Genomic DNA, 23,318 nt, shown 5'->3' on the forward strand with positions numbered 1-23,318 from the left:
GCCCGGCCCCTCGGGCACAGCAAAGTCGTTGTCAGGTATACTGCCCGCCTACCTACAGAACACCGATGATGCCATGAAGAAAACTGACGCTGTACGCACCAACAAGGCCGAATTGCACAGTCGCAACCCGCACCGGGGCCGCTATGACTTTGCCGTGCTGAGCAAGGCGAATCCTGCGCTGGCGGGGTTTGTACAGCTGAACCGTTATGGTAACGAGTCCATCGATTTTGCCGACCCCCAGGCGGTGAAAGCGCTGAACCAGGCCCTGTTGAGTCAGTTTTACGGCATCGCCTTTTGGGATATTCCCCCCGGTTTCCTGTGCCCGCCGATCCCCGGCAGAGCCGACTATGTGCATTACCTGGCGGACCTGCTGGCCGATTCAAACAACGGCGTGATTCCCCGCGGGCGCATGGTGCGAGCACTGGATGTCGGCATAGGTGCGAACTGCGTCTATCCCATTATTGGCAACCGCGAATACGGCTGGCAGTTTGTCGGCTCCGACATCAACGCCATGGCCGTGGGCACGGTACAGAGTATTGTGCGCTCCAACCGCTGCCTGTCCGGCAAGATTGAAGCTCGCCTGCAGCGCCAGCAGAACTGCATCTTTAACGGCATCTGGAAAGCCGACGACCATTTTGACGTCACCCTGTGCAACCCGCCCTTCCATACATCGGAAGCCGCCATGACAGCGGAATCCGAGCGTAAATGGCGCGGCCTTAAAAAGGACTCGCAGCCAGCGGCCACCCCTAAGTTAAACTTCGGCGGCCAGCCAGACGAACTCTGGTGCGACGGCGGTGAGGAAGGCTTTATCTGTCGTATGGTGAAGGAAAGCAAAGCCTATGGCGAACAGTGCTACTGGTTTACATCCCTGGTCGCGAAGCAATCCAGCCTTGCCGCGATCCGGCGGGAACTGAGCCATGCCGGTGCCCAGCAGGTGCGCGTGGTGGAAATGGCTCAGGGCCAGAAGATCAGCCGCTTTATCGCCTGGAGCTTTCTCACACCCGAACTACAGGACGAGTGGCAGCAAAGTTACTGGGCGCCTTTAAGTTAAAAGCGACACCAGTTCAACATACCGCAACAAAAGCTGCCGCCAGCCCTGCATGGCCCGAGTTCCGACACTCGCACCCTAGCCTCGCAGCACCTGGCGGCTCGCCCGCGCCTGCTCGACACTCTTTTTAATAATGCACTAAAATAGAGCTTGTCGTGACACTGCAACCTGGCACTCAGTCAGTTCAACTCGCCGCCTGTTGGCGGCTATGCGCTCAACACAGACACGGATGAAGTACAGATGCCTTTGGCGTCTTATAGGACTCAGAACCTCATGGGCAGCTCCGAACCTGCCCCAAGGAGCTAAGGATGGCGACCCAGATGACCAATCACATAGATACCCTCATCGAACCGCCAGGTCTGGAAGCACTTCAGGCGCAGGAGTCCAGGATGCTGGAAGGACCCGACGATATTTCGATCGATGCCATACTGTCAGAAATATTGCATGCAGTGCGCCTGAACCTCGGTATGGAAGTCGCATTTATTTCCGAGTTTGACCAGGGGCAACGCAGCTTTCGCTTTGTCGACGCCGACAACCTGACGACATGTCCTATCGCAGTCGGTGGCTCAGGCCCACTGGAGCAGAGCTACTGCCAGCGTGTGGTTGATGGCAGGCTCCCGGAACTGATTCGCAATGCAGGCGATATTCCTGAAGCCTTAACACTGGCTGCAACCACTCAACTGCCGGTTGGCGCCCACCTGAGCGTACCGATTCGCTTTCGCGACGGCAGCCTTTTTGGCTCTTTCTGCTGTTTCAGTACAAGGCCCAACGAATCTCTCGGTGAACGGGATATTCTCAACATGCGCCTCTATGCCCAACTCTGCGGCACCTTGCTCGAGCGGATTACACTGGATGAGCGCCACCTTGATATTAAAGTAAGGCGTATCAAGTCGGTGCTGCGCAAAGAGAAACTGAGCATCGTCTATCAACCGATTTACTGTCTGACCAGAAACGCCATTATTGGTTATGAAGCCCTTAGCCGCTTTCATGCCGAGCCGCTGCGATCGCCCGATAAGTGGTTCGCTGAAGCCGAAGCCACAGGCCTGCTCGCTGAACTCGAGTGCTTCGCCGTCAGCCAGGCGATTGCCGGGCTGTCGCAGCTGCCCGCCGATAGCTATGTTGCCGTGAATATTACCCCCGAAACGGTACTCAATTGCGCGACCATTCTAACCCTCCTGGCCACCAATCCCCGGCGCATCGTACTGGAGCTGACCGAGCATGCGTCGATCGATGACTACACCCGGATTACCCAGATACTCGAACCCCTCAGGCAACAGGGCTTAAGACTGGCAGTAGACGACGCCGGTGCCGGATACGCCAGTTTTCGCCATATCCTGCAACTCAAGCCCGATATCATAAAGCTCGATCGCAGTCTGATCAGCGGCATTGACCACAATGAAGGCTGCATCGCTCTGGCGGCTGCATTAATTGTATTTGCCGAAAAAACCGGCAGCAAGATAGTCGCAGAGGGCGTCGAAACCCAGGCGGAAATAAATACATTACGACAGCTAAAGGTCGCCATGGCCCAAGGGTTCTTTCTCTGCAGGCCCAAACCCCTGGCTGAAGTTCCAAAATAGCCATAGGGCTATACGCTGACGAATAAAAAGCGGATGCGATCAAGTGGTTCTTTTGCAGCTGTACCTTTTTCAAATCCCACATACAAAAAAGCCCCAACCAGAGGCTGAGGCGTTTTCGTTGAATAAATGCTTGGCGCCTCGCTGGCGAGCCGTCCCGCGGGCCCATTTACCCATTAAATAGAGGCCGCGGTCGTCAAAACGGGTCAAAGCTGTGCTTCGACAAGCCCCGTTTTGACCCTACTATCACATGGCTGGGCGGCCGCGAGCGGCGCTGTCGGTGTTTGTCAACGTAGTTGTCGCGCAGACCATTCTGTTATGCAGCCTTATTCTGAGTCGTTTCCTGCTTCTCCGGGTTGAGCATCACCATCCCAACCGGCTGCCAGTTACGCGTGTTGCCTGACCAGCGTTCCGGTCGTTCAGAACGGGCTTGCTGGTACAGCGCATCTCGCCGAGCCAACACTTCATGATCCTGTCCACGATGCCGTTCGGCCGGCGTGACGAAGCGGATGCGACTATGACGATGTTCGTGGTTGTACCAGCGTATGAAGTCTCTCACCCAGGCCCGTGCCTCCTCCAGGCTGGTGAAGCCATTATGTGGCCACTGCGGGCAGTATTTCAGCGTTCTGAACAACGACTCCGAGAAGGCGTTGTCATTGCTGACCCGCGGTCGCCCACGCGACGGTGTGATCCCCAGGTCGTACATTTTGCTTAGCAGTGTGACGGACTTCATCGGCGCGCCGTTATCCGAGTGCAGTACCAGCGGCTGATGCAGGCACTGCTCGCTGAGCACGCTGCGTTGCAGCAGAGCTGCGGCCTTATCGCCGCATTCCTGTTCATGCACCTCCCAACCCACGCCCTTGCGACTGTAAAGGTCCTCGATCAGATACAGATAGTAATACTGGCCCCGCACCGGCGAGGGTAAATACGTGATGTCCCAAGACCAAAGCTGGTTCGGCCCGTTCGCAGCGTGCGTCGTGGGTGCCGGATGCCTTTTCGGGCGCTGAACGCGGCCCCGGCGATGCTGCTGATCGGCGGCATGCAGCACCCGATAAAAGCTGCTTTCAGATGCGAGATAACGGCCCTGATCGGCCAGCCGGGGCACGATCTGGCTCGGTGGAAGATGCGCGTATTCCGTGCTGTTGCAGAGCTGCAAGATCGTCTCGCGTTCAGCATCAGTCAGGGCATTCGCCGGCGTGGGCCGCGGCGTGGTCGTGCGACCATCGGCTTTCGGCGCGCCTTCCTGTGTCCAGCGTTGCAGCGAGCGCAGACTAATCGCCAGTTCCTTGCAGGCGACTTGTTTTCGGGCACCGGCGGCCATGGCTTCAGCAATCCAGGCGACATAATCCTGCCGGACCGACAGCGCCGTTAGCTGTCCTCGCTGTCGTCCCCCCAGTAGGCATTGAGCTTTTTTCGCAGCACCAGGATCGCGGCCGCCTCGGCCAGTGCCTTGTCCTTGCGTCTGAGTTCACGCTCCAGTTCGCGGATACGTTTCTTGTCGGCCTTGGCCTGTTCGCGATCGAGCTGACGTTGGGCCTTGGCCGTCTGCTGACCCGACAGACAGGCGTCACGCCACGCTTTGACCTGTTGGGGATACAACCCTTTACTGCGGCAGTATTCGCTCAGCTCGATTTCAGACAGCGCGGCGGTCTCAATCACCACCGCCAGCTTGGATTCAGCTGACCAGTTATCCGTTAACTTTTGATCTCCGGGCACCGCAGCACCTCCCGCTTTGGCCTGTTTTCGCCAAGCATACAGGGTTACATCGGAGATGCCTTCCTGGCGGGCGAGCTCGGCCACAGACATATTGTGGGGCGGCAAAAGCTTCTTCAGCAGCGCTTCTTTACGCTCGGGTGAATAACGTCGCATCGCATGACTCTTTCCGTCCCCGGTGCTTTGATTTAGGTGAAACTGATCAGGCGACAACTACCCTGACACCGGGGGCTGTCTACCGTCCCCATGTGAGGGTCATCGCTGAACAGATAAAACAGAAAAGCCCCGACCGATGGTCGAGGCTTTTCTGTTTGAATAAATGCTTGGCGATGACCTACTCTCACATGGGGAAACCCCACACTACCATCGGCGATACCGCGTTTCACTACTGAGTTCGGGATGGGATCAGGTGGTTCCACAGCTCTATTGTCGCCAAGCAAAACTTGTACAATATGGATTCTGGCCTCGACAGCGTCTGGCCTGTCGCGACGTAGCTTAATTCGAGGGTGAGCTTTCACTCTATGTCTGTCTGCAGCACAAGCTCTTGCCAATGCGTCAATCTCGTCTCTCTCGTGCTTTTCGCCTGCTCGTTCTTTTTAGTCGGAGCAGGCAACCAAACGCCTTGGGCGTTATATGGTCAAGCCTCACGGGCAATTAGTACGGGTTAGCTCAACGCCTCGCAGCGCTTACACACCCCGCCTATCAACGTCTTAGTCTTAAACGGCCCTTTAGGGGGCTCAAGGCCCCAGTGAGATCTCATCTTGAAGGGGGCTTCCCGCTTAGATGCTTTCAGCGGTTATCCCGTCCGAACGTAGCTACCCGGCAATGCCACTGGCGTGACAACCGGAACACCAGAGGTTCGTTCACTCCGGTCCTCTCGTACTAGGAGCAACTCTTCTCAAATCTCAAACGCCCACGGCAGATAGGGACCGAACTGTCTCACGACGTTCTAAACCCAGCTCGCGTACCACTTTAAATGGCGAACAGCCATACCCTTGGGACCGGCTTCAGCCCCAGGATGTGATGAGCCGACATCGAGGTGCCAAACACCGCCGTCGATGTGAACTCTTGGGCGGTATCAGCCTGTTATCCCCGGAGTACCTTTTATCCGTTGAGCGATGGCCCTTCCATGCAGAACCACCGGATCACTAGAACCTACTTTCGTACCTGCTCCACGTGTCAGTGTCGCAGTCAAGCACCCTTCTACTCTTGCGCTCAATGCATGATTTCCGACCATGCTGAGGGTACCTTCGTGCTCCTCCGTTACTCTTTGGGAGGAGACCGCCCCAGTCAAACTACCCACCACACAATGTCCTCGAACCGGATTACGGTCCAGAGTTAGAACCTCAACAGTACCAGGCTGGTATTTCAAGATTGGCTCCACGCAGACTGGCGTCCACGCTTCAAAGCCTCCCAGCTATCCTACACAAGTAATGTCAAAGTCCACTGTGAAGCTATAGTAAAGGTTCACGGGGTCTTTCCGTCTAGCCGCGGGTAAACTGCATCTTAACAGCTATTTCAATTTCACTGAGTCTCGGGTGGAGACAGTGTGGCCATCGTTACGCCATTCGTGCAGGTCGGAACTTACCCGACAAGGAATTTCGCTACCTTAGGACCGTTATAGTTACGGCCGCCGTTTACCGGGGCTTCGATCAAGAGCTTCGCTTGCGCTAACCCCATCAATTAACCTTCCGGCACCGGGCAGGCGTCACACCCTATACGTCCACTTTCGTGTTTGCAGAGTGCTGTGTTTTTAATAAACAGTCGCAGCCACCTGGTATCTTCGACTCCCAACAGCTCACCCCGCGAGGGGGTCACCATCAGGAGCGTGCCTTCTCCCGAAGTTACGGCACCATTTTGCCTAGTTCCTTCACCCGAGTTCTCTCAAGCGCCTTGGTATTCTCTACCTGACCACCTGTGTCGGTTTTGGGTACGGTCAGCGGTAACCTGAAGCTTAGAGGCTTTTCCTGGAAGCGTGGCATCAACGACTTCAGTTCCTAAGAACCTCGTCATCAGATCTCAGTCTTAAGGGGGACCGGATTTGCCTAATCCCCCAACCTACATCCTTAAACGCAGACAACCAACGCTGCGCTCGCCTAGCCTTCTCCGTCCCCTCATCGCAGTTACCGCCGGTGCAGGAATATTAACCTGCTTCCCATCGACTACGCATTTCTGCCTCGCCTTAGGGGCCGACTCACCCTACCTCGAATAGCGTTGGATAGGAAACCTTGGTCTTCCGGCGTGGAGGTTTTTCACCCCCATTATCGTTACTCATGTCAGCATTCGCACTTCTGATACCTCCAGGATGCCTCACAGCTTTCCCTTCAACGGCTTACAGAACGCTCCTCTACCATGCCATAAATGGCATCCACAGCTTCGGTGTATCACTTAGCCCCGTTATATCTTCCGCGCAGGCCGACTCGACTAGTGAGCTATTACGCTTTCTTTAAAGGGTGGCTGCTTCTAAGCCAACCTCCTAGCTGTCTGAGCCTTCCCACATCGTTTCCCACTTAGTGATAACTTTGGGACCTTAGCTGGTGGTCTGGGTTGTTGCCCTTTTCACGACGGACGTTAGCACCCGCCGTGTGTCTCCCATGATTGCACTCACCGGTATTCGGAGTTTGCATCGGGTTGGTAAGTCGGGATGACCCCCTAGCCGAAACAGTGCTCTACCCCCGGTGGTGAGACATGAGGCGCTACCTAAATAGCTTTCGAGGAGAACCAGCTATCTCCGGGCTTGATTAGCCTTTCACTCCGATCCACAGGTCATCCGCTAACTTTTCAACGGTAGTCGGTTCGGTCCTCCAGTTGATGTTACTCAACCTTCAACCTGCCCATGGATAGATCGCCCGGTTTCGGGTCTAATCCCAGCAACTAAACGCCCTATTAAGACTCGGTTTCCCTACGGCTCCCCTATACGGTTAACCTTGCTACTGAAATTAAGTCGCTGACCCATTATACAAAAGGTACGCAGTCACGGTCTCAAGAACCGCTCCCACTGCTTGTACGTACACGGTTTCAGGGTCTATTTCACTCCCCTCACAGGGGTTCTTTTCGCCTTTCCCTCACGGTACTGGTTCACTATCGGTCAGTCAGGAGTATTTAGCCTTGGAGGATGGTCCCCCCATGTTCAGACAGGATAACACGTGTCCCGTCCTACTCGTTTTCATTGATAAGGCGTTTTCGCATACGGGGCTATCACCCACTACGGCGGCACTTTCCAGCGCCTTCTGCTAACACCAAACCAACTTAAGGGCTAATCCCCGTTCGCTCGCCGCTACTAAGGGAATCTCAATTGATTTCTTTTCCTTCGGGTACTTAGATGTTTCAGTTCCCCGAGTTCGCCTCTTAAAGCCTATGTATTCAGCTAAAAGATACCCAGCAAGCTGGGTGGGTTTCCCCATTCAGACATCTCCGGATCAAAGGTTGTTTGCCACCTCCCCGAAGCTTTTCGCAGGCTACCACGTCTTTCGTCGCCTCTGACTGCCAAGGCATCCACCGTGCACGCTTCGTCACTTGACCATATAACCCGAAGGCGTCTGGTAAGGACGAGAGTTCGATAAGATTTTTCGCCATTGGCGCTTGTACTACAGTACAAGACATATCTCGAATTAATTCGAATCCATATTGTTAAAGAGCGATAAAGCAAGCTTGAAGCGATAAGCTTCGAGCTGACAGCTTTAAGCGATAAGCTTCAAACCGTGATCGGTGTGCAACTTATGACTTACAGCTTTCTTTTAAATGGTGGAGCTATGCGGGATCGAACCGCAGACCTCCTGCGTGCAAAGCAGGCGCTCTCCCAGCTGAGCTATAGCCCCAGAACTTTTCCTGGTACAGAGAGTAACCAGGTAACAGCGTCAACCGCGTTTGATTGGCTGTGATGTCAACGTGGATTGAACCACCGACCTCACCCATTCTTTATCATAAAGAGTGGGGTACGCTCTAACCAGCTGAGCTACTACAACTTTCCTGCCGGAAAACTGGTAGGCCTGAGTGGATTTGAGGTACCGACCTCACCCATTCTTTATCATAAAAAGTGGGGTGCGCTCTAATCCATCGATCTACATCAATTTTCAACCTGGAAAATTGGTAGGCCTGATTGGACTTGAACCACCGACCTCACCCATTCTCTATCATGGGGAGTGGGGTGCGCTCTAACCAGCTGAGCTACTACAACTTTCCTGCCGGAAAGTTGGTAGGCCTGAGTGGATTTGAACCACCGACCTCACCCTTATCAGGGGTGCGCTCTAACCAACTGAGCTACAAGCCTACATATAAGCGTTTGCTCTTCAGCCTTACGCTTTTTGCTTACAGAAAATTCTATAAGCATTTCGCTCTCTTTAACGTTTGATCAGATAATTCGTGTGGACGCTATGCCAGAACAAGCCATGTCGTTTAAGGAGGTGATCCAGCCGCAGGTTCCCCTACGGCTACCTTGTTACGACTTCACCCCAGTCATGGACCACACCGTGGTAACCGTCCTCCCGAAGGTTAGACTAGCTACTTCTGGTGCAACCCACTCCCATGGTGTGACGGGCGGTGTGTACAAGGCCCGGGAACGTATTCACCGTGGCATTCTGATCCACGATTACTAGCGATTCCGACTTCACGCAGTCGAGTTGCAGACTGCGATCCGGACTACGACCGGTTTTGTGAGATTGGCTCCCCCTCGCGGGTTTGCAGCCCTCTGTACCGGCCATTGTAGCACGTGTGTAGCCCTACTCGTAAGGGCCATGATGACTTGACGTCGTCCCCACCTTCCTCCGGTTTGTCACCGGCAGTCTCCTTAGAGTTCCCACCATTACGTGCTGGCAAATAAGGACAAGGGTTGCGCTCGTTACGGGACTTAACCCAACATTTCACAACACGAGCTGACGACAGCCATGCAGCACCTGTCTCAGAGCTCCCGAAGGCACCAAGCTATCTCTAGCGAGTTCTCTGGATGTCAAGAGTAGGTAAGGTTCTTCGCGTTGCGTCGAATTAAACCACATGCTCCACCGCTTGTGCGGGCCCCCGTCAATTCATTTGAGTTTTAACCTTGCGGCCGTACTCCCCAGGCGGTCGACTTATTGCGTTAGCTGCGCCACTAAGAGAGCAAGTCTCCCAACGGCTAGTCGACATCGTTTACGGCGTGGACTACCAGGGTATCTAATCCTGTTTGCTACCCACGCTTTCGCACCTCAGTGTCAGTATCAATCCAGGCAGTCGCCTTCGCCACTGGTGTTCCTTCCTATATCTACGCATTTCACCGCTACACAGGAAATTCCACTGCCCTCTACCGTACTCTAGTTAAGCAGTATCAGGTGCAGTTCCCAGGTTAAGCCCGGGGCTTTCACATCTGACTGACTCAACCACCTACGCGCGCTTTACGCCCAGTTATTCCGATTAACGCTCGCACCTTCCGTATTACCGCGGCTGCTGGCACGGAATTAGCCGGTGCTTCTTCTGTGGCTAACGTCACAGGTAACGGTTATTAGCCGCTACCCTTTCCTCACCACTGAAAGTGCTTTACAACCCGAAGGCCTTCTTCACACACGCGGCATGGCTGGATCAGGGTTGCCCCCATTGTCCAATATTCCCCACTGCTGCCTCCCGTAGGAGTCTGGGCCGTGTCTCAGTCCCAGTGTGGCTGGTCATCCTCTCAGACCAGCTAAGGATCGTCGCCTTGGTAGGCCTTTACCCTACCAACTAGCTAATCCTACGCAGGCTCATCTGATAGCGAAAGGTCTATAAATAGATCCCCTCCTTTCCCCCTTAGGGCGTATGCGGTATTAGCATCCGTTTCCGAATGTTGTCCCCCACTACCAGGTAGATTCCTACGCGTTACTCACCCGTCCGCCGCTCTCAAGAGAAGCAAGCTTCTCTCTACCGCTCGACTTGCATGTGTTAGGCCTGCCGCCAGCGTTCAATCTGAGCCATGATCAAACTCTTCAGTTTTAAATCAAGATACCGAAGTATCGATAATTCTGACTCAAGCTATAACAACTTAAATGAATTCACATTAGGGTTGCTTACCTTGATAAAGCTATTTATGCCTTATCCTGACAAGCGCCCACACGAATTATCTGATCAATCTGTTAAAGAGCGCTTGGACTCGAGGATCGTTACCGCTGATCCCGTGTCTCAAGTGAGGCGCATATTCTAGCGTCTCGGTGTTTTAAGTCAACTCTTTTTTTCAACATTTCCGACCGAAGCCGAGGAGAAAAACGAGTGACTCACAAGCCGATACTGCCGGCTAATTCATCAAGCTAAACACTTGAAAATCAACCACTTACTTCCGACTTCCTCGCTCTGTTCGGTGGCTGTTAAAGCCGCTTTCCCTAAGCGAGGTGCGCATTCTACATCGCCCCCGATCAGAGTCAACAGCCCCTTTGAAATTAATAACGAATAAGTGCAAAAAGGGGCTTATTAAAGCTTGAACCGGCTTATCGACGGCGATATAGATTACTCAATAACCAGCAGTGCACATTTAAACCATTACAAGCTGATCAATAAATAGACAAACCATGCTGCGGACTCTCTTTCTCTATTCTCTATATATAGAAAAAGATAGAGAAAGCGTGCGTACGTGGGTTGATGGGTTTCGCTTCGCGACACCACATCCTACTTGGTGAAGGTCCGGGGCCCATCGAGAATGTGCCGACGAATTCCGGTTCACCGCCAATCCACCAATGACTACTTACCAACCTTCGTGATTCGTGATTCGGTGGCTTAGAGCTTTCAGCCATAAGCTTAAAGCTGTCAGCTTACGGCTGAAAGCTGCCGGCTTACCAATTACCGGTACCGTGGCGGTCGCCTTGATGGGTTTCGCTTCGCTACACCGCATCCTACTTGTGGAGGGCCCAGCTATGTTAGTATGTACTTTCACCCCACCGCTTAGTGGGGACCTCTTGTTGACATCCGACCCAGGTCGGCACGATCCAGCTGCCCTTCTGAGCCTCCGTCATACAGAGGTTATTTCATGTCTGATATTCCGCAACTTCCCCCACAGGCCCGCTTCTATTCACCCCAGGGCCCGCCCGCCACTGATGACCAAGCCTTAGCCACGCCAAGGTCCGCTTTACCGCTTCACCCTTCACCAGACACACCATTTTCCAGCACTGCCCCGAACGACACCCGAGTTTCCTCTTTCCAACCTACGTCTGCACACTTGGCCTCCCCCGCCACGGCCACCTTTGAGCGTGCAGCACCCTCACAATCACCTAATGAACCCAAGCGCCTCACAACCGCCATTGTCTATTGTGAAGCGAACTTTGGTGCCGTCGACGGCAAAACCGCCAACGGCCTCGTGCGGCACTCGGAAAAATACGAGATCCTGTCGATCATTGACAGCCAGAAGGCCGGGCAGGATGCCGGTATGGTGCTTGACGGAGTCGCGAATGCCATCCCGATTTGCCGTGACCTGGCCGACGCCCTTTCACGGACCGAGACATTACCCGACTTTTTCATCTTCGGGATGGCGCCGTCCAGCGGCATGCTGTCGGCCGCTGAGCGCAGTCTGGTGCTCGATGCCATTGGTTTGGGCATGAATATCGTCAACGGCCTGCATGAGTTTCTGAACGACGACCCTGAGTTTGTCGCGGCAAGCGGCGCCAGTGGCGTAACGATTCTGGATGTCCGCCGTCCCCGTGCGAGTAAAGACCTGCGGATGTTCAGCGGCCGCATCGCACAGGTAACCTGCCCGCGTATCGCGGTGCTGGGCACAGACTGCGCCATCGGCAAACGCACCACGGCGACCATCCTCACCCGCGCGCTGAGAGATCGTGGCTTGAACGTGGTGATGGTCGGTACAGGTCAAACCGGCCTGATCCAGGGCGCACGCTACGGTATCGCCCTGGATGCAGTGCCTTCGCAGTTTTGCGCCGGCGAACTGGAAGCCATCATCTTTGATGCCTTTGAAGCTGAACAGCCCGATGTGATCATTATTGAAGGACAGGGAGCGCTGAGCCACCCTGCATTTTCCACCACCTCATTTATCCTGCGCGGCAGCTGTCCCAACGGCGTCATCCTGCAGCATGCACCGGGCCGTACCTACCGCTGTGACTTTGACCGGATGCCCATGCCGCTGCCGGCCGCCGAGATCAACCTGATCCAGACCTTTTCCGATACCCGGGTTATTGGACTGACTCTCAACCATGAAAACATGACCGATGCTGAAGTCAGCACGGCCGTCGATGCCTACGAACGTGAACTGGGTATCCCTGCTACCGATGCGCTGACCCGCTCACCGGATCACCTTGTAGACATAGTGCTGAGGGCATTTCCCGAACTTGGGGAAAAGCTCACCGCGCACGCACAATGAGTGCGCCGCGCCTCGAAGTCGATCTCGACAAGATTCATCACAATGCCCGCACACTGGTCTCTCGGCTAGCCGCCCGCGGTATCTCGGTTACCGCAGTAATGAAGGCAAGCCTCGGCTCACCCGAAATCGCCCGCACAATGCTGCGGGCGGGCGTGAGCATGATCGGCGACTCGCGCATGGAGAACATCGAAGCCATGTGCCGCGCAGGCATCAGGGCACCGATGATGCTGATACGTGCCCCCATGATCAGCGATGTGCCGCGGGTGATTCAGTACGCCGACATTAGCCTCAACAGTGAGCTCGACGTCATCCGTCAACTTTCAGACGCAGCCAACGCTGCCGGAAAGACACACGCAGTCGTGCTGATGGTGGAACTTGGCGACCTGCGCGAAGGGATTATGCCGGCCGACCTTTTGCACACCGCGGGCCTGGTACTTGATATGCCGAATATCAAACTAAAGGGAATAGGCGCCAATCTGGCGTGTCACTGCGGTGTGTCGCCGGACAGCCGCAATATGGATCAGCTGTCCGCACTGGCACACTCGGTGGAAGCCGCCTTCGGCATTTCCCTGGATATAGTGACAGGCGGTAACTCAGCCAACCTGAACTGGGCCTTCAGCGGTGCCGACACCGGCCGTATCAACAACCTGCGCCTGGGTGAGTCCATTCTGCTGGGGTGCGAACCCCTGCACCGCCAGCCAATTGATGGCCTCTATACCGACGCCATTACCCTGGTCGCCGAAGTGATCGAATCGAAGATCAAGCCAACGCAGCCCTGGGGAGAGATCGCCCAGACCGCCTTCGGCGAAAAAGCCCCACCAGCGGATCGGGGTGATATCGCCCAGGCAATTCTGGCCATCGGCCGACAGGACGTGGACCCCGACGGCCTCAGTAGCCCCGCAGGGATCGATATCATCGACGCCAGCAGCGATCACCTCATCATCGACTGCGGCGACCATCCCCTGGCCGTCGGTGCCGAGGTGCGCTTTCAGCTCAATTACAGCGCAACTGTGCGCAGCATGACCTCACCCTTTGTTACCAAGGTACTGCACGCATCTCGCCCAGGCGGCACTGCAATCCCTGTGACAGCGCCTGCAACAGCGAGCCCCACGACCAATAACCCACGGAAGATCGCATGAGTTTCAACGTTCTTACGGCTGAGTTTTCCCACGAAACCAACTCTTTCAGCCTGCACAAAACCGGCAGAGAGGCCTTTATGGCCCGTTATGTACTGATGGGCGAAGCCGCCCTCGCCGAGCGCGGCAATGAGAACACTGAACTCGCGGGCTTTCTCGACGCCGGGCTGGCGCACCAATGGCAGGTCAATCATGTGCTGAGCGCGGCGGCAGGGCCCAGCGGCAAGGTCAGGCGCCAGGCGTTTGACTGGCTCTGCGAACCCATACTCGCGGCCATCAGGCTCAAGCGCTTCGACGGCATTCTGCTCGGGCTCCACGGTGCCATGGGGCTCGATTTCTGCGAAGACGGTGAAGGCGAGCTGCTTGCGCGTATCCGCAGTCTGGTCGGCCCAGATCTGCCCATCGCCATCACCCTGGATCCACACGCCAATGTCAGCCGGCAGATGTGCGCGCTCGCCGACATTATTGTGTCCTTCAAAACCTACCCGCATATTGATATGCGCAAAGCCGGTCGCCATGCCGGCGAAATTCTGCAACGTACCATGGCCGGCGAAATTCACCCCCGTACGATCCGCGTGAGCCGGCCAATGCTGGAGGAGGTCAATGGCGGGCGCACCGATATAGGCCCCATGATCGAGCGCATGGCAATTGCACGGGCTTATGAAGAGACGGACGATGTTTTCGCCGTCAGCATTAATGCAGGTTTTGCCAGTGCCGATGTGGTGGAGGTCGGGCCCACGGTGCTGGTGACGGCACAGGGCGATTTCAGCGCCCACAGTGCCTTCGCCGAAACCCTGGCCGATGATATCTGGAACCGCCGCTTCGAGGTGCTGAACGATTACCTCAGCGTGACAGAAGCCGCAACGATCGCCGCCCAGTATATGCCGACCGAGGGTCCGCTGGTGATCGCCGACTATGCCGACAACCCGGGCGCTGGAGGCTACGGCGATGCCACCGAGCTACTGCGGGCGCTGCTTGACGCGGATGTCGGTAACGCCTGTTTTGGTCCCCTGGTCGACGCCAGCGCCGTACAAATACTGCACGACACCGGGGTCGGTCAATCCATTCAGATCACTTTGGGGGGCGCCACAGACCCCCGCTTCGGAGGCGGTCCCCTGTCCCTGGAAGGCCAGCTGGTGTCCATCAGCGATGGTCATTTTATCGGCGATGGTCCCATTATCCATGGGCTGCACGGCAGTTTTGGCCCCAGTGCCGTGCTGCGAGTAGCCGGAATCGATATTCTGGTGGTCAGCATCGCCCGGCAGATACTCGATCTGCAGCAATTCAAGGCCTTCGGTATAGACCCGCAACACAAACGGGTAGTGGCATTGAAGTCGATGCAGCACTTTCGCGCCGCATTCGACCCCATTGCCGGACAAGTGATCGTGTGCGACAGCGGCGCCCTCTGCACCCCTCGCTATGACCTGCTGCCTTATCGCAACGTACCGCGGCCCATTTTCCCGCTCGACAAGGACATGGAGCTATCCACAGGCCCCATTAAGGTATAAAGCCAGCAGGATCAACCAGCCTCCCCTGAGTCAGCAGCCAGTCAATCACACGGCCACAGGCTGACTCAGGCTCGATGGGCTGGGCGGTAATAATGTAAAAACCCGCCTCCGTATCGAGTCGATGCGGATGCTTGAGCGCATGCACCAGGGTGCCCGTTTGCAATGCCGCCTCAACAAACAGCGAGGGCACCAGCGCAACCCCCATCCCCTGCTCCGCCGCCTCTATCGCATGGCTCGTCTGGGAGAACACCGGGCCTGATATTTTCACGCCCGGCCGGCCGCAGGATTCAAACCAGCGTTGCCAGTTCTTGTGACTGTCTGATATCAGGGGCAACACATCCAGATTGTCAGGGCTCAGCACCCCGCGGCGGCTCAGCAGAGCCGGGGCACAGACAGGAATGGAACTGGCCGGCAGCAGGAAGCGGGCATGACTTTCGGCAAAAGGCGGTGCGCCCCAGCGAATCGCCATATCGACGCCGCCCTTGCCACTGAGCGGTCGGGCGGTATCGCAGGCGTCAATCATCACGGCAATATCCGGATTGGCGCGGGAGAATTCCGGCAGGCGCGGAATCAGCCAGCGGCTGGCGAAGGTCGATGTGGTGCTGACGATCAGGCGCCCGGCCTCCTCCGGCGTCTCCTGCTGCAACAGCTCCCGCGTTGCCTCGTCGATAATGCCCAGCGCCAGACGCAGGCGGGTGATATATTCGCGCCCCTGCCGGTTTGCGCTCAACCCGCGGGGCAAGCGCTCAAACAACAGACAGCCAAACTCCTTTTCCAGCGCCCGCACCTGCTGCGCCACCGCGCCCTGAGTCAGTGACATTTCCTCGGCCGCGGCACGAAAGCTGCCAAGGCGCGCGGTTGCCTCAAGCGCGATCAGGTGATTCAGCGTTGGCAAGAGTCCGCGACCTGTTCCCCATCTTCTCATCCTGTAATTTTCCTACTGCCTTGGTTGCCCAATCATGATTGGTGGATCTTCCGAGAGTCAGGCTAGATAGGAAACATCAACAAGCACGGGAGATCAAGATGTCGCACCAGAAAGTAGCTATTGTAACAGCGGGCGGAAGCGGCATGGGCGCAGCGGCAGCACGTAAACTGGCTGCAGACGGTTTTCGCGTCGCCATTCTTTCATCGTCCGGCAAGGGTGAAGCCCTGGCCGCAGAGCTGGGCGGCATAGGTGTAACCGGATCCAATCTGTGCAATGACGATCTGCAACGGCTCATCGACAGGGTCATCGCCGAATGGGGCCGCATTGATGTACTGGTTAACAGCGCAGGCCACGGTCCGCGCGCCCCGGTACTCGAACTGAGCGATGACGACTGGCACAGCGGCATGGACGTCTATTTCCTCAGCGCCGTGCGCCCCACCCGACTGGTAACCCCGATCATGCTTGAGCAGGGCGCGGGCGTCATTATCAATATCTCGACCTTCGCAGCCTTTGAGCCGGATGCGGTTTTCCCGACCTCGGGCGTGTTCCGGGCGGGCCTCGCGGCCTTTACCAAGCTGTTTGCCGACAAGTACGCCGCCAACAATATTCGCATGAACAATGTACTGCCGGGCTTTATCGACAGCCTGCCCGAAAAGCAGGCATTCCGTGATCGCATTCCGATGCAGCGTTACGGCAAGGTAGAGGAAATCGCCGATGTTATCGGTTTTCTCGCCTCCGATGGCGGTGGTTATATCACCGGCCAGAACCTGCGCGTCGACGGCGGTATTACCCGCTCCGTTTAAACCCGTGGTAAAAACGCGGGCTCGGCCAGCACCTTTCATTACAGATATTTAACCGGGAGCCACTCTTGGACGCTCGACAGCCGCTTGATACCAAAGCCACCAGCCTGATGCTCATGTTCTGCCTGATCATGAGCCTGCAGCAAATCACCCTCAAGGCCACGGCCGAGGACATGTCGCCGGTGCTGCAAATCGCGTTGCGCTCCGGTATCAGCGCCCTGCTGGTCTGGCTGTTTATGCAGCTTCGCGGCGAGCGCCTGAGCCTTGCCGATGGCAGCTGGAAGCCGGGCCTCCTTATTGGTGCCCTGTTTGCCACCGAGTATCTGCTGATGGGGGAAAGTCTGCGCCACACCAGCGCCTCCCATGTGATCACCTTCATGTACAGCGCACCTGTATTTGCAGCCCTGGGGCTGCACTGGAAGGTCGCATCTGAACGCCTTGCGCCTTTGCAATGGTTCGGCATTGCGCTGGCATTTGGCGGCATCGCGGTGGCGTTTCTGGGACGGGATACAAACAACAACACAGACTTGCTATCCATGCTCTGGGGCGACGCCCTGGCACTCATGGCGGGTGCGGCCTGGGGTACAACAACCGTATTGATCAGAAGCACTAGCCTCTCGCAGCTGCCGGCCACCCAGACCCTGCTCTATCAGCTGGTGATCGCCTTTGTCGTGCTGCTGGTCTTTGCCGCCGCCCAGGGCCAGACCAGCGTCAACCCGACCCCCGCACTTTGGGCAAGCCTGGCGTTCCAGTCGGTAATCGTGTCTTTTGCCAGCTTCCTGGTCTGGTTCTGGCTGCTGCGCCATTACCTGGCCTCGCGCCTGGGAAGCTTTTCGTTCCTCACGCCGCTGTTCGGCGTCGTGCTGGGCGCCTGGCTGCTGAACGAACCTCTGGAGCCCGGTTTCCTGTTCGGCTCCCTGCTGGTGATGTGCGGTATTGTGCTGGTGAGTGGCTACGGCATGCTGAAACAGGCCGGCACCTACCTGAAAAGCATCTGATGCTTTTGCGAGCCTGCTGTCCATCAGCAGCAGCACTATCCCAAAAACAGCGATCACCGCGTGACTTTACAAGGTCACGCGGCTTTATACTGGGTATTCGAACACCAGCCCGCCATCTGCGCGCTCTCCACCCTCCTTCGACAGCCGGATTGGCGACGGTTACAGATCCAGTGTTACGTCGCCCTGGGGATAGGCACAACAGGCCAGAACGTACCCCCCACTGACCTCGGCTTCGCTGAGCGCCAGGGCAGCGTCCATCGACACACTGCCTTCCAGCTTAAGCACCTTGCAGCTTCCACATATACCGGTGCGACAGGCAGACTGAATCCAGACACCCGAGTTCAGGGCCGTATCCAGGAGGGACTGAGAAAAATTCCCGCACCCCTGCGTACCCATACGGGCAAAGTTCACCTGCGTCGACACTGTCGCCTCGCCCGGTACAGGACTTGCAGAGCCCGGAGTCAGTGGTGCACCCCCAAATGATTCCTCAACATACCGATCCATGGGGTAGTCCAGTGCCTCCAGTACCCTCCGCACAGCCTGCATATAGGGTGCGGGCCCACAGCAGAATACTCTGCGCTCAAGAAAGTCAGGACAGATCGCTTGAAGCAGGTCAGCAGACAGGCGCCCCCTAAACCCACCCCAGCCCCGCGCGCTGCTTTTGTGCTCGCACAACAGCGAGAGCTGAAAGCCGGGCCACTGGCGATCAATACTCAGTAATTCGTCATGAAAAATTATATCGACCGGACTGCGCGCACTGTGAATAAAGTGCAGATCCCGCTGCTGCCCGGATTCCAGCATCCAGCGCACCATCGACATGCCGGGGGTAATACCGCTGCCTCCGGACAACAGCAGATACTTGTCCGCCTCTATATCGACGCAATTAAAGTGACCGGTAGCCAAGCCGATCCTGACCTCATGACCGACACCGAAACTGTCGTGCAGCCAGTTCGAAACTTTGCCATCAGGCACCCGCTTGACGGTGATAGCAAACTGACGGGGCCGGTTCGGGGACGAGGCAATGGAGTAGCAACGCTGCACATCCTGGCTACCGATCGTAAACGTCATGTTAAGAAACTGTCCTGGCTTGAACTCCAGCGACTCGTCACCCTTCAGGCCAAAGCTGAAGGTTTTCACATCAGGTGTTTCATCAACGATTCCCAGACAGCGAACCGCTTTTACGCCCGTCTGCCATTCAACAGCGTGTTCGATTGCAAGTGGCATATTCATGGCGTTATCTCCGTTTTCGGTAAAAAAACCGGCGTGGGCGAACGCGCACCCACACCGGCTCTGGTCACGACCGAGGCATCAGGAACTACAGATGCACCACTACATCCTCGCCCTCAACGCTGACCGGAAACGTCTTGGCCTTGATGCTCGGATCGACCAGAAACTCACCCGACTTGATATCAAACTCCCACCCGTGCCAGGCGCAACGCACCAGCGCGTTTTCCTTGCAGTAGATGAAATCCCGCTCATCGGTCTGCGCGGCCGTACCGCACACCGGGCCTTCACAGAGCGCGGCCCCCTTGTGCGGACAAACATTCAGCAAAGCGTGAAATTCACCACCGAGATTGAATACACCGACACTGAAGCGATCCAGCTGCACAATCTTTTGCTGGCCCGGTGCGACCTCATGAGTTTTGCATGCGACGATCTTGTTCTGGGACATCTTCAACCTCCTCCGTCAGGCCACTTTTTTACTGGCTTCAATCGTCTGCAGGCGCTTGTATACCTGGAAGGCATTGCCACCAAGCACGCTTTCACGCCACTGCGGCGGTATATGCAGGCTGTTGATGTCGTCATAGTCCCAGTGCGGATAATCCGAGGCGAACATCAGCGTATTCTTGCCATCCATGGCCTCAAGTACCGCCCAGAGGTGCTGCAGATTATCCGGGCGCTCAAGCGGCTGAGTCGTGAAACGGATATGGTCCTTGAAGTACTCGCTGGGCAAACGTTTCAGCCAGGGCGTTTCCTTGCGCAGCGCCTTGTAGTTGGCATCCAGACGCCAGAGCACGCTGGGCACCCAGGCCACGCCGCACTCGATAACGACGAAGTAGAGGCTCGGCCATTTTTCGAATACGCCCTGGGCAATCATGCTGGCGACGTGGGTCATCGCGCTTTGCGGCAGAATTGCGTGGGTTTCCCAGAAAAAGGTGGTCGGGCCGGCCCCGATAGGGTTCGAGTTAATACCGCCCTGCCCACCCAGATGTATGGCAAAGGGAAGTCCAACCTCGGCGCAGGCCTCATAGATCGGGTGGTAGAACGGATCACCGTAGGGACGGGCTGCACCGTGGGATGCCAGCACCTGTACCATGCGCGGATGATGGCCCAGACGGCGGATTTCCTTCGCCGCCAGCTGCGGATCCTGAGGTGCGATAACGATACTGCCCACAAAGCGCTCATCGCGGGGCAGCCACTCTTCAACCTGGTAATCGTTATAGGCACGCACCAGAGCCGCCGCGTAATAGGGGTTTGCCAGGGTCGAGGCTTCCAGCGCTTCATCGCCCGTCAGGACAGCATAATCGATGCCATAGTGATCCAGGTGCTTGGACTTCATAATGGCGTAATTGTCTTCCTCGCACATCGGATTAATATCTGCCCGCTTGAAGCCTTCAGGATGCAGCCAGGGTCTGTGAGCATGCGGAAAAGCGCCTCTGGGCCCTGGCTGTTCACCGCGAACGAAGTAGTCCTTGAAGAAAGGATCCATATAGGGAAGCAGGACTTCAGCCGAGCTCCAGTAATTGTGGCAGTCGACGTCGATGATCATGTTATATCTCCGTGCAAGCGTTATTGTTGTACTGTTGTTGTGCTGCGAAGGAGATACTAACGAAGCTGATTCAATAAAAAAAACGCTTTATTTTTATCCATATAATCGAATATTAAGATTGAAAATAATCCCGACGCATTAATTTAAAAGGCAGGCGTATTTCATCAAGGAATAGAGTTTAAAAAAGGAATTAATACCGCACTGGAAGACAGGGCAAACGCATGAACACTATTTGATCAGCCCGAGAATGTGAAACAGGTAACGGTCACTCCAGCCGCACCCCTTGCGCTTGTTCTTGATCCCGACTTTGACAGTGGTGTCCTGCTTCAGCAGATTCAGCGCAATCTGTCGTAACGTGGCCAGATTCTCAGCGGCATAGCCCTGCCGCGCACGCGATTGATCCTCACCGAAGGCCACGTCCAGCACCCAGTGAAGGCCATTCTCCACTTGCCAGTGCTGACGCGTTGCCTGAAGTACATCATTGGCATCCATGGTCCTGCTGGAGACAAAATAGCGCACTAGGCTGGTAGATGTTCCGGCACTGCTACGATCCAGCTGGACGGCTGCGATCGTGCGGGCGTTCCAGGATGTGGCAACCGGACAGCTCTCCAGATCATGTAGCACCCAGCAGCGCCGCAGCTCCTGACGCCCATGCGTGTTACTGTGAACCTCTGCAAACGAGAGACCGGGCACATCATCCGGGTGCTCGGACCAGTAACGATCGAACCAGGTATCCGCCTCAGCATGGAGCTTGCGTTGATTGCGCTTGATCGCCAGCAGGTAGTCCGCTTCAGCCGAGAGAATTTTGTTGGCAATCTTCTTCTGGCATCCCATTGCATCCAACGTCACCAGGCAACCGCGCAGCATCAGAATATCCAGCAACTCGGGAATAGCTTTGATTTCATTAGACTTTTGATCAACCTTGTATTGCCCGAGCGAGACACCCAGCTCCGTCGACCAAGCGTTGACCATATGGATCGCACCCTGGTTGCCCGACCGGGATCCGCGCACGGTTTTACCGTCGATGGCAACCACGCCCGAGAGAGGCGTGTCGATCAGGACATCCTGCACCCAACGGGTGAACAGCTCTCGGAACTGAGCTGGATCAAGCAGTGAGAACAGGCGGTTGAAGGTATCATGTGAGGGTATGCCACCCGGCAGTTTCAGGTACTGCCTGAACCATTCCTCGCGTACTTCAGCGAAGAGTGCGATGGCGTTCCAGTCGTCGGCACCACAGAGCAACCCGCATGTTGCCATGAAGACGACCTCGCCGAGGTCGTGGGTGCATTTGGCGGCCTGACGGGGATCTTCCAGTGCCATCATACGGTCGAGCAGTGTTGGGCTGTTCTGAATCATGGTGAGAAATGGGCAAGTTTCATGGTGATCACATCAAAAATCAACCAGAAGTGATTCGTTTGTTCAAAAAACGTTCATGCGTTTGCCCTGCACTGGAAGACAATAAAACACGCTTAAATAACATCGTAAACCTGCCAGCACACAGGTGTGCTGGCAGTATCTAGTATCGATAAAACCAAGTATGCGGCCGTGTAAATCAGGGCTAATAGCGGGCCTTGGAAAGTGATTAAAGCCCTTCAGGTTTCGATAAACAAGACGCCATCATTTCACTGTAGCTGGGAGCAAAAGCCCGTAAACTCTCAATGGCCCCTTCGTAAATTTCGCTCCTGGCTACCTCCTTTCGATACACCGCATACACGGGCTGCACGATTTCGGGCGCATCCAGAACGCGGAAGAAGCTCCCATCGTCGATCAGCTTGCGGGCACGCCAGGCCGGCAGGTATACCGATCCTCCCTTGGTATTGAGATAGTCTATGGCCATGGTACCCAGGCCCATGGTCACCCTGCGCGCCTTCAGCTCGGGGACCGCATGGGCATGGGCATGGCGGAACCCAAGGCACCAATCGATATAGACGTACTTGTCCCGGTCAAGCCCCGCCAGATCACAGGGTTCGGTCGATATCAGCACAAAAACATCGTCGAACAGCTTGGTGATCTCGATATCCAGCAGGATCCGGGGCTGGTACATCACAGCGATATCCAGCATCCGCTGCACGATTTGCTCCATCATCGATATCGAGTAATCGGCCTCAACGTGCAACGCTATATTGGGATAGCGCTCACTCATCCAGATAATCCAGCTGTTGACGAATTTTTCCCAGATACTGAACTGGGTCCCCATCCGCAACACGCCTTCGTAGCCACGTGGCAGCGACAACTCCTGGCGCGCCTGGCGCCAGACCTCGCTGATCTGCAGCGCATACTGGCGGAACTTGGCACCGGAACTGGTCAGCTCTGCGCCAAAACGCCCGCGCGTGAAAAGCGTGACACCCAGGGTTTCCTCCAGTGACTTTATGCGTGTACTCACGGCCGACTGGGTGACCGACAGGTTCTCAGACGTGCGGTTAAAATTCTGACTGTTGGCCACATCAAGAAATGTTTCGATCTGGGCAATATTCATCTAGATCTCCGGTTGTGTTCGAGTGACACCACTGATCAAGCGCCCAAGAACAGAAAGGCCTCTACAAA

At 56.0% G+C, this 23,318-nt stretch carries 14 protein-coding genes, 2 tRNA genes and 3 rRNA genes; 7 read left to right on the top strand and 12 right to left on the bottom strand.

Annotation, left to right across the window (positions count from 1 at the left end):
• Positions 1-73: 73 nt before the first annotated feature.
• A complete protein-coding gene (rlmF, locus tag A8C75_RS16530) occupies positions 74-1,051 on the top strand; it encodes a 23S rRNA (adenine(1618)-N(6))-methyltransferase RlmF (RefSeq protein WP_067387424.1) in 978 nt (325 codons plus the stop codon).
• 317 nt (positions 1,052-1,368) lie between these two features.
• On the top strand, positions 1,369-2,625 hold the full coding sequence (locus A8C75_RS16535) for a sensor domain-containing phosphodiesterase (protein WP_067387425.1): 1,257 nt from the start codon (positions 1,369-1,371) through the stop codon (positions 2,623-2,625).
• A 313-nt stretch (positions 2,626-2,938) separates the two neighbouring features.
• Here A8C75_RS16535 and A8C75_RS23180 read toward each other — a convergent pair.
• The 6 genes from A8C75_RS23180 to A8C75_RS16570 form a co-directional block, all read right to left on the bottom strand.
• Positions 2,939-4,491, bottom strand: a protein-coding gene (locus A8C75_RS23180) for an IS3 family transposase (protein WP_120785207.1) whose coding sequence is annotated in 2 segments (ribosomal slippage) — positions 2,939-4,029 and positions 4,029-4,491 — 1,554 coding nt in all. Because the reading frame shifts where the segments join, the coding sequence is not laid out codon by codon here.
• A gap of 165 nt (positions 4,492-4,656) precedes the next feature.
• Positions 4,657-4,772, bottom strand: a 5S ribosomal RNA gene (rrf, locus tag A8C75_RS16550).
• Positions 4,773-4,968: 196 nt separating this feature from the next.
• Positions 4,969-7,857: ribosomal RNA gene (locus tag A8C75_RS16555) — 23S ribosomal RNA — on the bottom strand.
• Between the two features lie 220 nt (positions 7,858-8,077).
• A tRNA-Ala gene (locus A8C75_RS16560) sits at positions 8,078-8,153 on the bottom strand.
• A gap of 375 nt (positions 8,154-8,528) precedes the next feature.
• A tRNA-Ile gene (locus A8C75_RS16565) sits at positions 8,529-8,605 on the bottom strand.
• Between the two features lie 126 nt (positions 8,606-8,731).
• Positions 8,732-10,272, bottom strand: a 16S ribosomal RNA gene (locus A8C75_RS16570).
• Together the 16S, 23S and 5S rRNA genes with 2 tRNA genes alongside form the textbook arrangement of a ribosomal RNA operon.
• A gap of 1,213 nt (positions 10,273-11,485) precedes the next feature.
• Here A8C75_RS16570 and A8C75_RS16575 point away from each other — a divergent pair.
• Genes A8C75_RS16575 through A8C75_RS16585 form a run of 3 tightly spaced genes read left to right on the top strand, consistent with a single transcriptional unit; the run spans position 11,486 to position 15,281 of the window.
• Complete coding sequence (locus A8C75_RS16575; protein ID WP_067384938.1) at positions 11,486-12,637, top strand: N-acetyltransferase DgcN family protein; 1,152 nt, start codon at positions 11,486-11,488, stop codon at positions 12,635-12,637.
• Positions 12,634-13,776, top strand: coding sequence for an alanine/ornithine racemase family PLP-dependent enzyme (locus A8C75_RS16580; RefSeq protein WP_067384941.1), 1,143 nt, complete (start codon positions 12,634-12,636; stop codon positions 13,774-13,776). The genes A8C75_RS16575 and A8C75_RS16580 overlap by 4 nt, the downstream gene beginning before the upstream one ends.
• Positions 13,773-15,281: a M81 family metallopeptidase gene (locus A8C75_RS16585; RefSeq protein WP_067384944.1), complete on the top strand. Its 1,509-nt coding sequence runs from the start codon at positions 13,773-13,775 to the stop codon at positions 15,279-15,281. Before A8C75_RS16580 ends, A8C75_RS16585 begins: the two co-directional genes overlap by 4 nt.
• Here A8C75_RS16585 and A8C75_RS16590 read toward each other — a convergent pair.
• Positions 15,271-16,206 (bottom strand): LysR substrate-binding domain-containing protein, encoded by a 936-nt coding sequence (locus A8C75_RS16590; RefSeq protein WP_084784116.1) that lies wholly within the window; start codon positions 16,204-16,206, stop codon positions 15,271-15,273. The two genes, A8C75_RS16585 and A8C75_RS16590, sit on opposite strands and share 11 nt — an antisense overlap.
• A 98-nt stretch (positions 16,207-16,304) precedes the next feature.
• Between A8C75_RS16590 and A8C75_RS16595 the strand changes: the two genes are divergently transcribed.
• Positions 16,305-17,009 (top strand): SDR family oxidoreductase, encoded by a 705-nt coding sequence (locus A8C75_RS16595; protein WP_067384950.1) that lies wholly within the window; start codon positions 16,305-16,307, stop codon positions 17,007-17,009.
• Positions 17,010-17,074: 65 nt separating this feature from the next.
• The gene (locus tag A8C75_RS16600) at positions 17,075-18,004 is read left to right on the top strand and encodes a DMT family transporter (RefSeq protein WP_067384953.1); all 930 of its coding nucleotides are present in this window, start codon (positions 17,075-17,077) and stop codon (positions 18,002-18,004) included.
• Between the two features lie 159 nt (positions 18,005-18,163).
• On the opposite strand, the gene A8C75_RS16605 is transcribed toward A8C75_RS16600, so the two are convergent.
• The 5 genes from A8C75_RS16605 to A8C75_RS16625 form a co-directional block, all read right to left on the bottom strand.
• Complete coding sequence (locus A8C75_RS16605) at positions 18,164-19,234, bottom strand: FAD-binding oxidoreductase (RefSeq protein WP_067384956.1); 1,071 nt, start codon at positions 19,232-19,234, stop codon at positions 18,164-18,166.
• Positions 19,235-19,319: 85 nt separating this feature from the next.
• On the bottom strand, positions 19,320-19,676 hold the full coding sequence (locus A8C75_RS16610) for a Rieske (2Fe-2S) protein (RefSeq protein ID WP_067384959.1): 357 nt from the start codon (positions 19,674-19,676) through the stop codon (positions 19,320-19,322).
• A 15-nt stretch (positions 19,677-19,691) separates the two neighbouring features.
• Positions 19,692-20,774: an amidohydrolase family protein gene (locus tag A8C75_RS16615; protein WP_067384962.1), complete on the bottom strand. Its 1,083-nt coding sequence runs from the start codon at positions 20,772-20,774 to the stop codon at positions 19,692-19,694.
• 228 nt (positions 20,775-21,002) lie between these two features.
• A complete protein-coding gene (locus A8C75_RS16620; protein ID WP_067384965.1) occupies positions 21,003-22,130 on the bottom strand; it encodes an ISAs1 family transposase in 1,128 nt (375 codons plus the stop codon).
• A gap of 226 nt (positions 22,131-22,356) precedes the next feature.
• Entirely contained in the window at positions 22,357-23,250 is an 894-nt protein-coding gene (locus tag A8C75_RS16625; RefSeq protein WP_067384969.1) for a LysR family transcriptional regulator, read from the bottom strand.
• Positions 23,251-23,318: the final 68 nt, after the last annotated feature.

The sequence above is a fragment of the Marinobacterium aestuarii genome (genome assembly GCF_001651805.1).
In the GTDB taxonomy this organism is placed as follows: Bacteria; Pseudomonadota; Gammaproteobacteria; order Pseudomonadales; family Balneatricaceae; genus Marinobacterium_A; species Marinobacterium_A aestuarii.

Excerpts from the sequence above, each read along its gene's own strand:
- rlmF (WP_067387424.1), top strand. The coding sequence starts at position 74 with ATGAAGAAAACTGACGCTGTACGCACCAACAAGGCCGAATTGCACAGT.
- A8C75_RS16535 (WP_067387425.1), top strand. The coding sequence starts at position 1,369 with ATGACCAATCACATAGATACCCTCATCGAACCGCCAGGTCTGGAAGCA.
- A8C75_RS16580 (WP_067384941.1), top strand. The coding sequence starts at position 12,634 with ATGAGTGCGCCGCGCCTCGAAGTCGATCTCGACAAGATTCATCACAAT.
- A8C75_RS16585 (WP_067384944.1), top strand. The coding sequence starts at position 13,773 with ATGAGTTTCAACGTTCTTACGGCTGAGTTTTCCCACGAAACCAACTCT.
- A8C75_RS16590 (WP_084784116.1), bottom strand. The coding sequence starts at position 16,206 with ATGAGAAGATGGGGAACAGGTCGCGGACTCTTGCCAACGCTGAATCAC.
- A8C75_RS16595 (WP_067384950.1), top strand. The coding sequence starts at position 16,305 with ATGTCGCACCAGAAAGTAGCTATTGTAACAGCGGGCGGAAGCGGCATG.
- A8C75_RS16605 (WP_067384956.1), bottom strand. The coding sequence starts at position 19,234 with ATGAATATGCCACTTGCAATCGAACACGCTGTTGAATGGCAGACGGGC.
- A8C75_RS16610 (WP_067384959.1), bottom strand. The coding sequence starts at position 19,676 with ATGTCCCAGAACAAGATCGTCGCATGCAAAACTCATGAGGTCGCACCG.
- A8C75_RS16615 (WP_067384962.1), bottom strand. The coding sequence starts at position 20,774 with ATGATCATCGACGTCGACTGCCACAATTACTGGAGCTCGGCTGAAGTC.
- A8C75_RS16620 (WP_067384965.1), bottom strand. The coding sequence starts at position 22,130 with ATGATTCAGAACAGCCCAACACTGCTCGACCGTATGATGGCACTGGAA.
- A8C75_RS16625 (WP_067384969.1), bottom strand. The coding sequence starts at position 23,250 with ATGAATATTGCCCAGATCGAAACATTTCTTGATGTGGCCAACAGTCAG.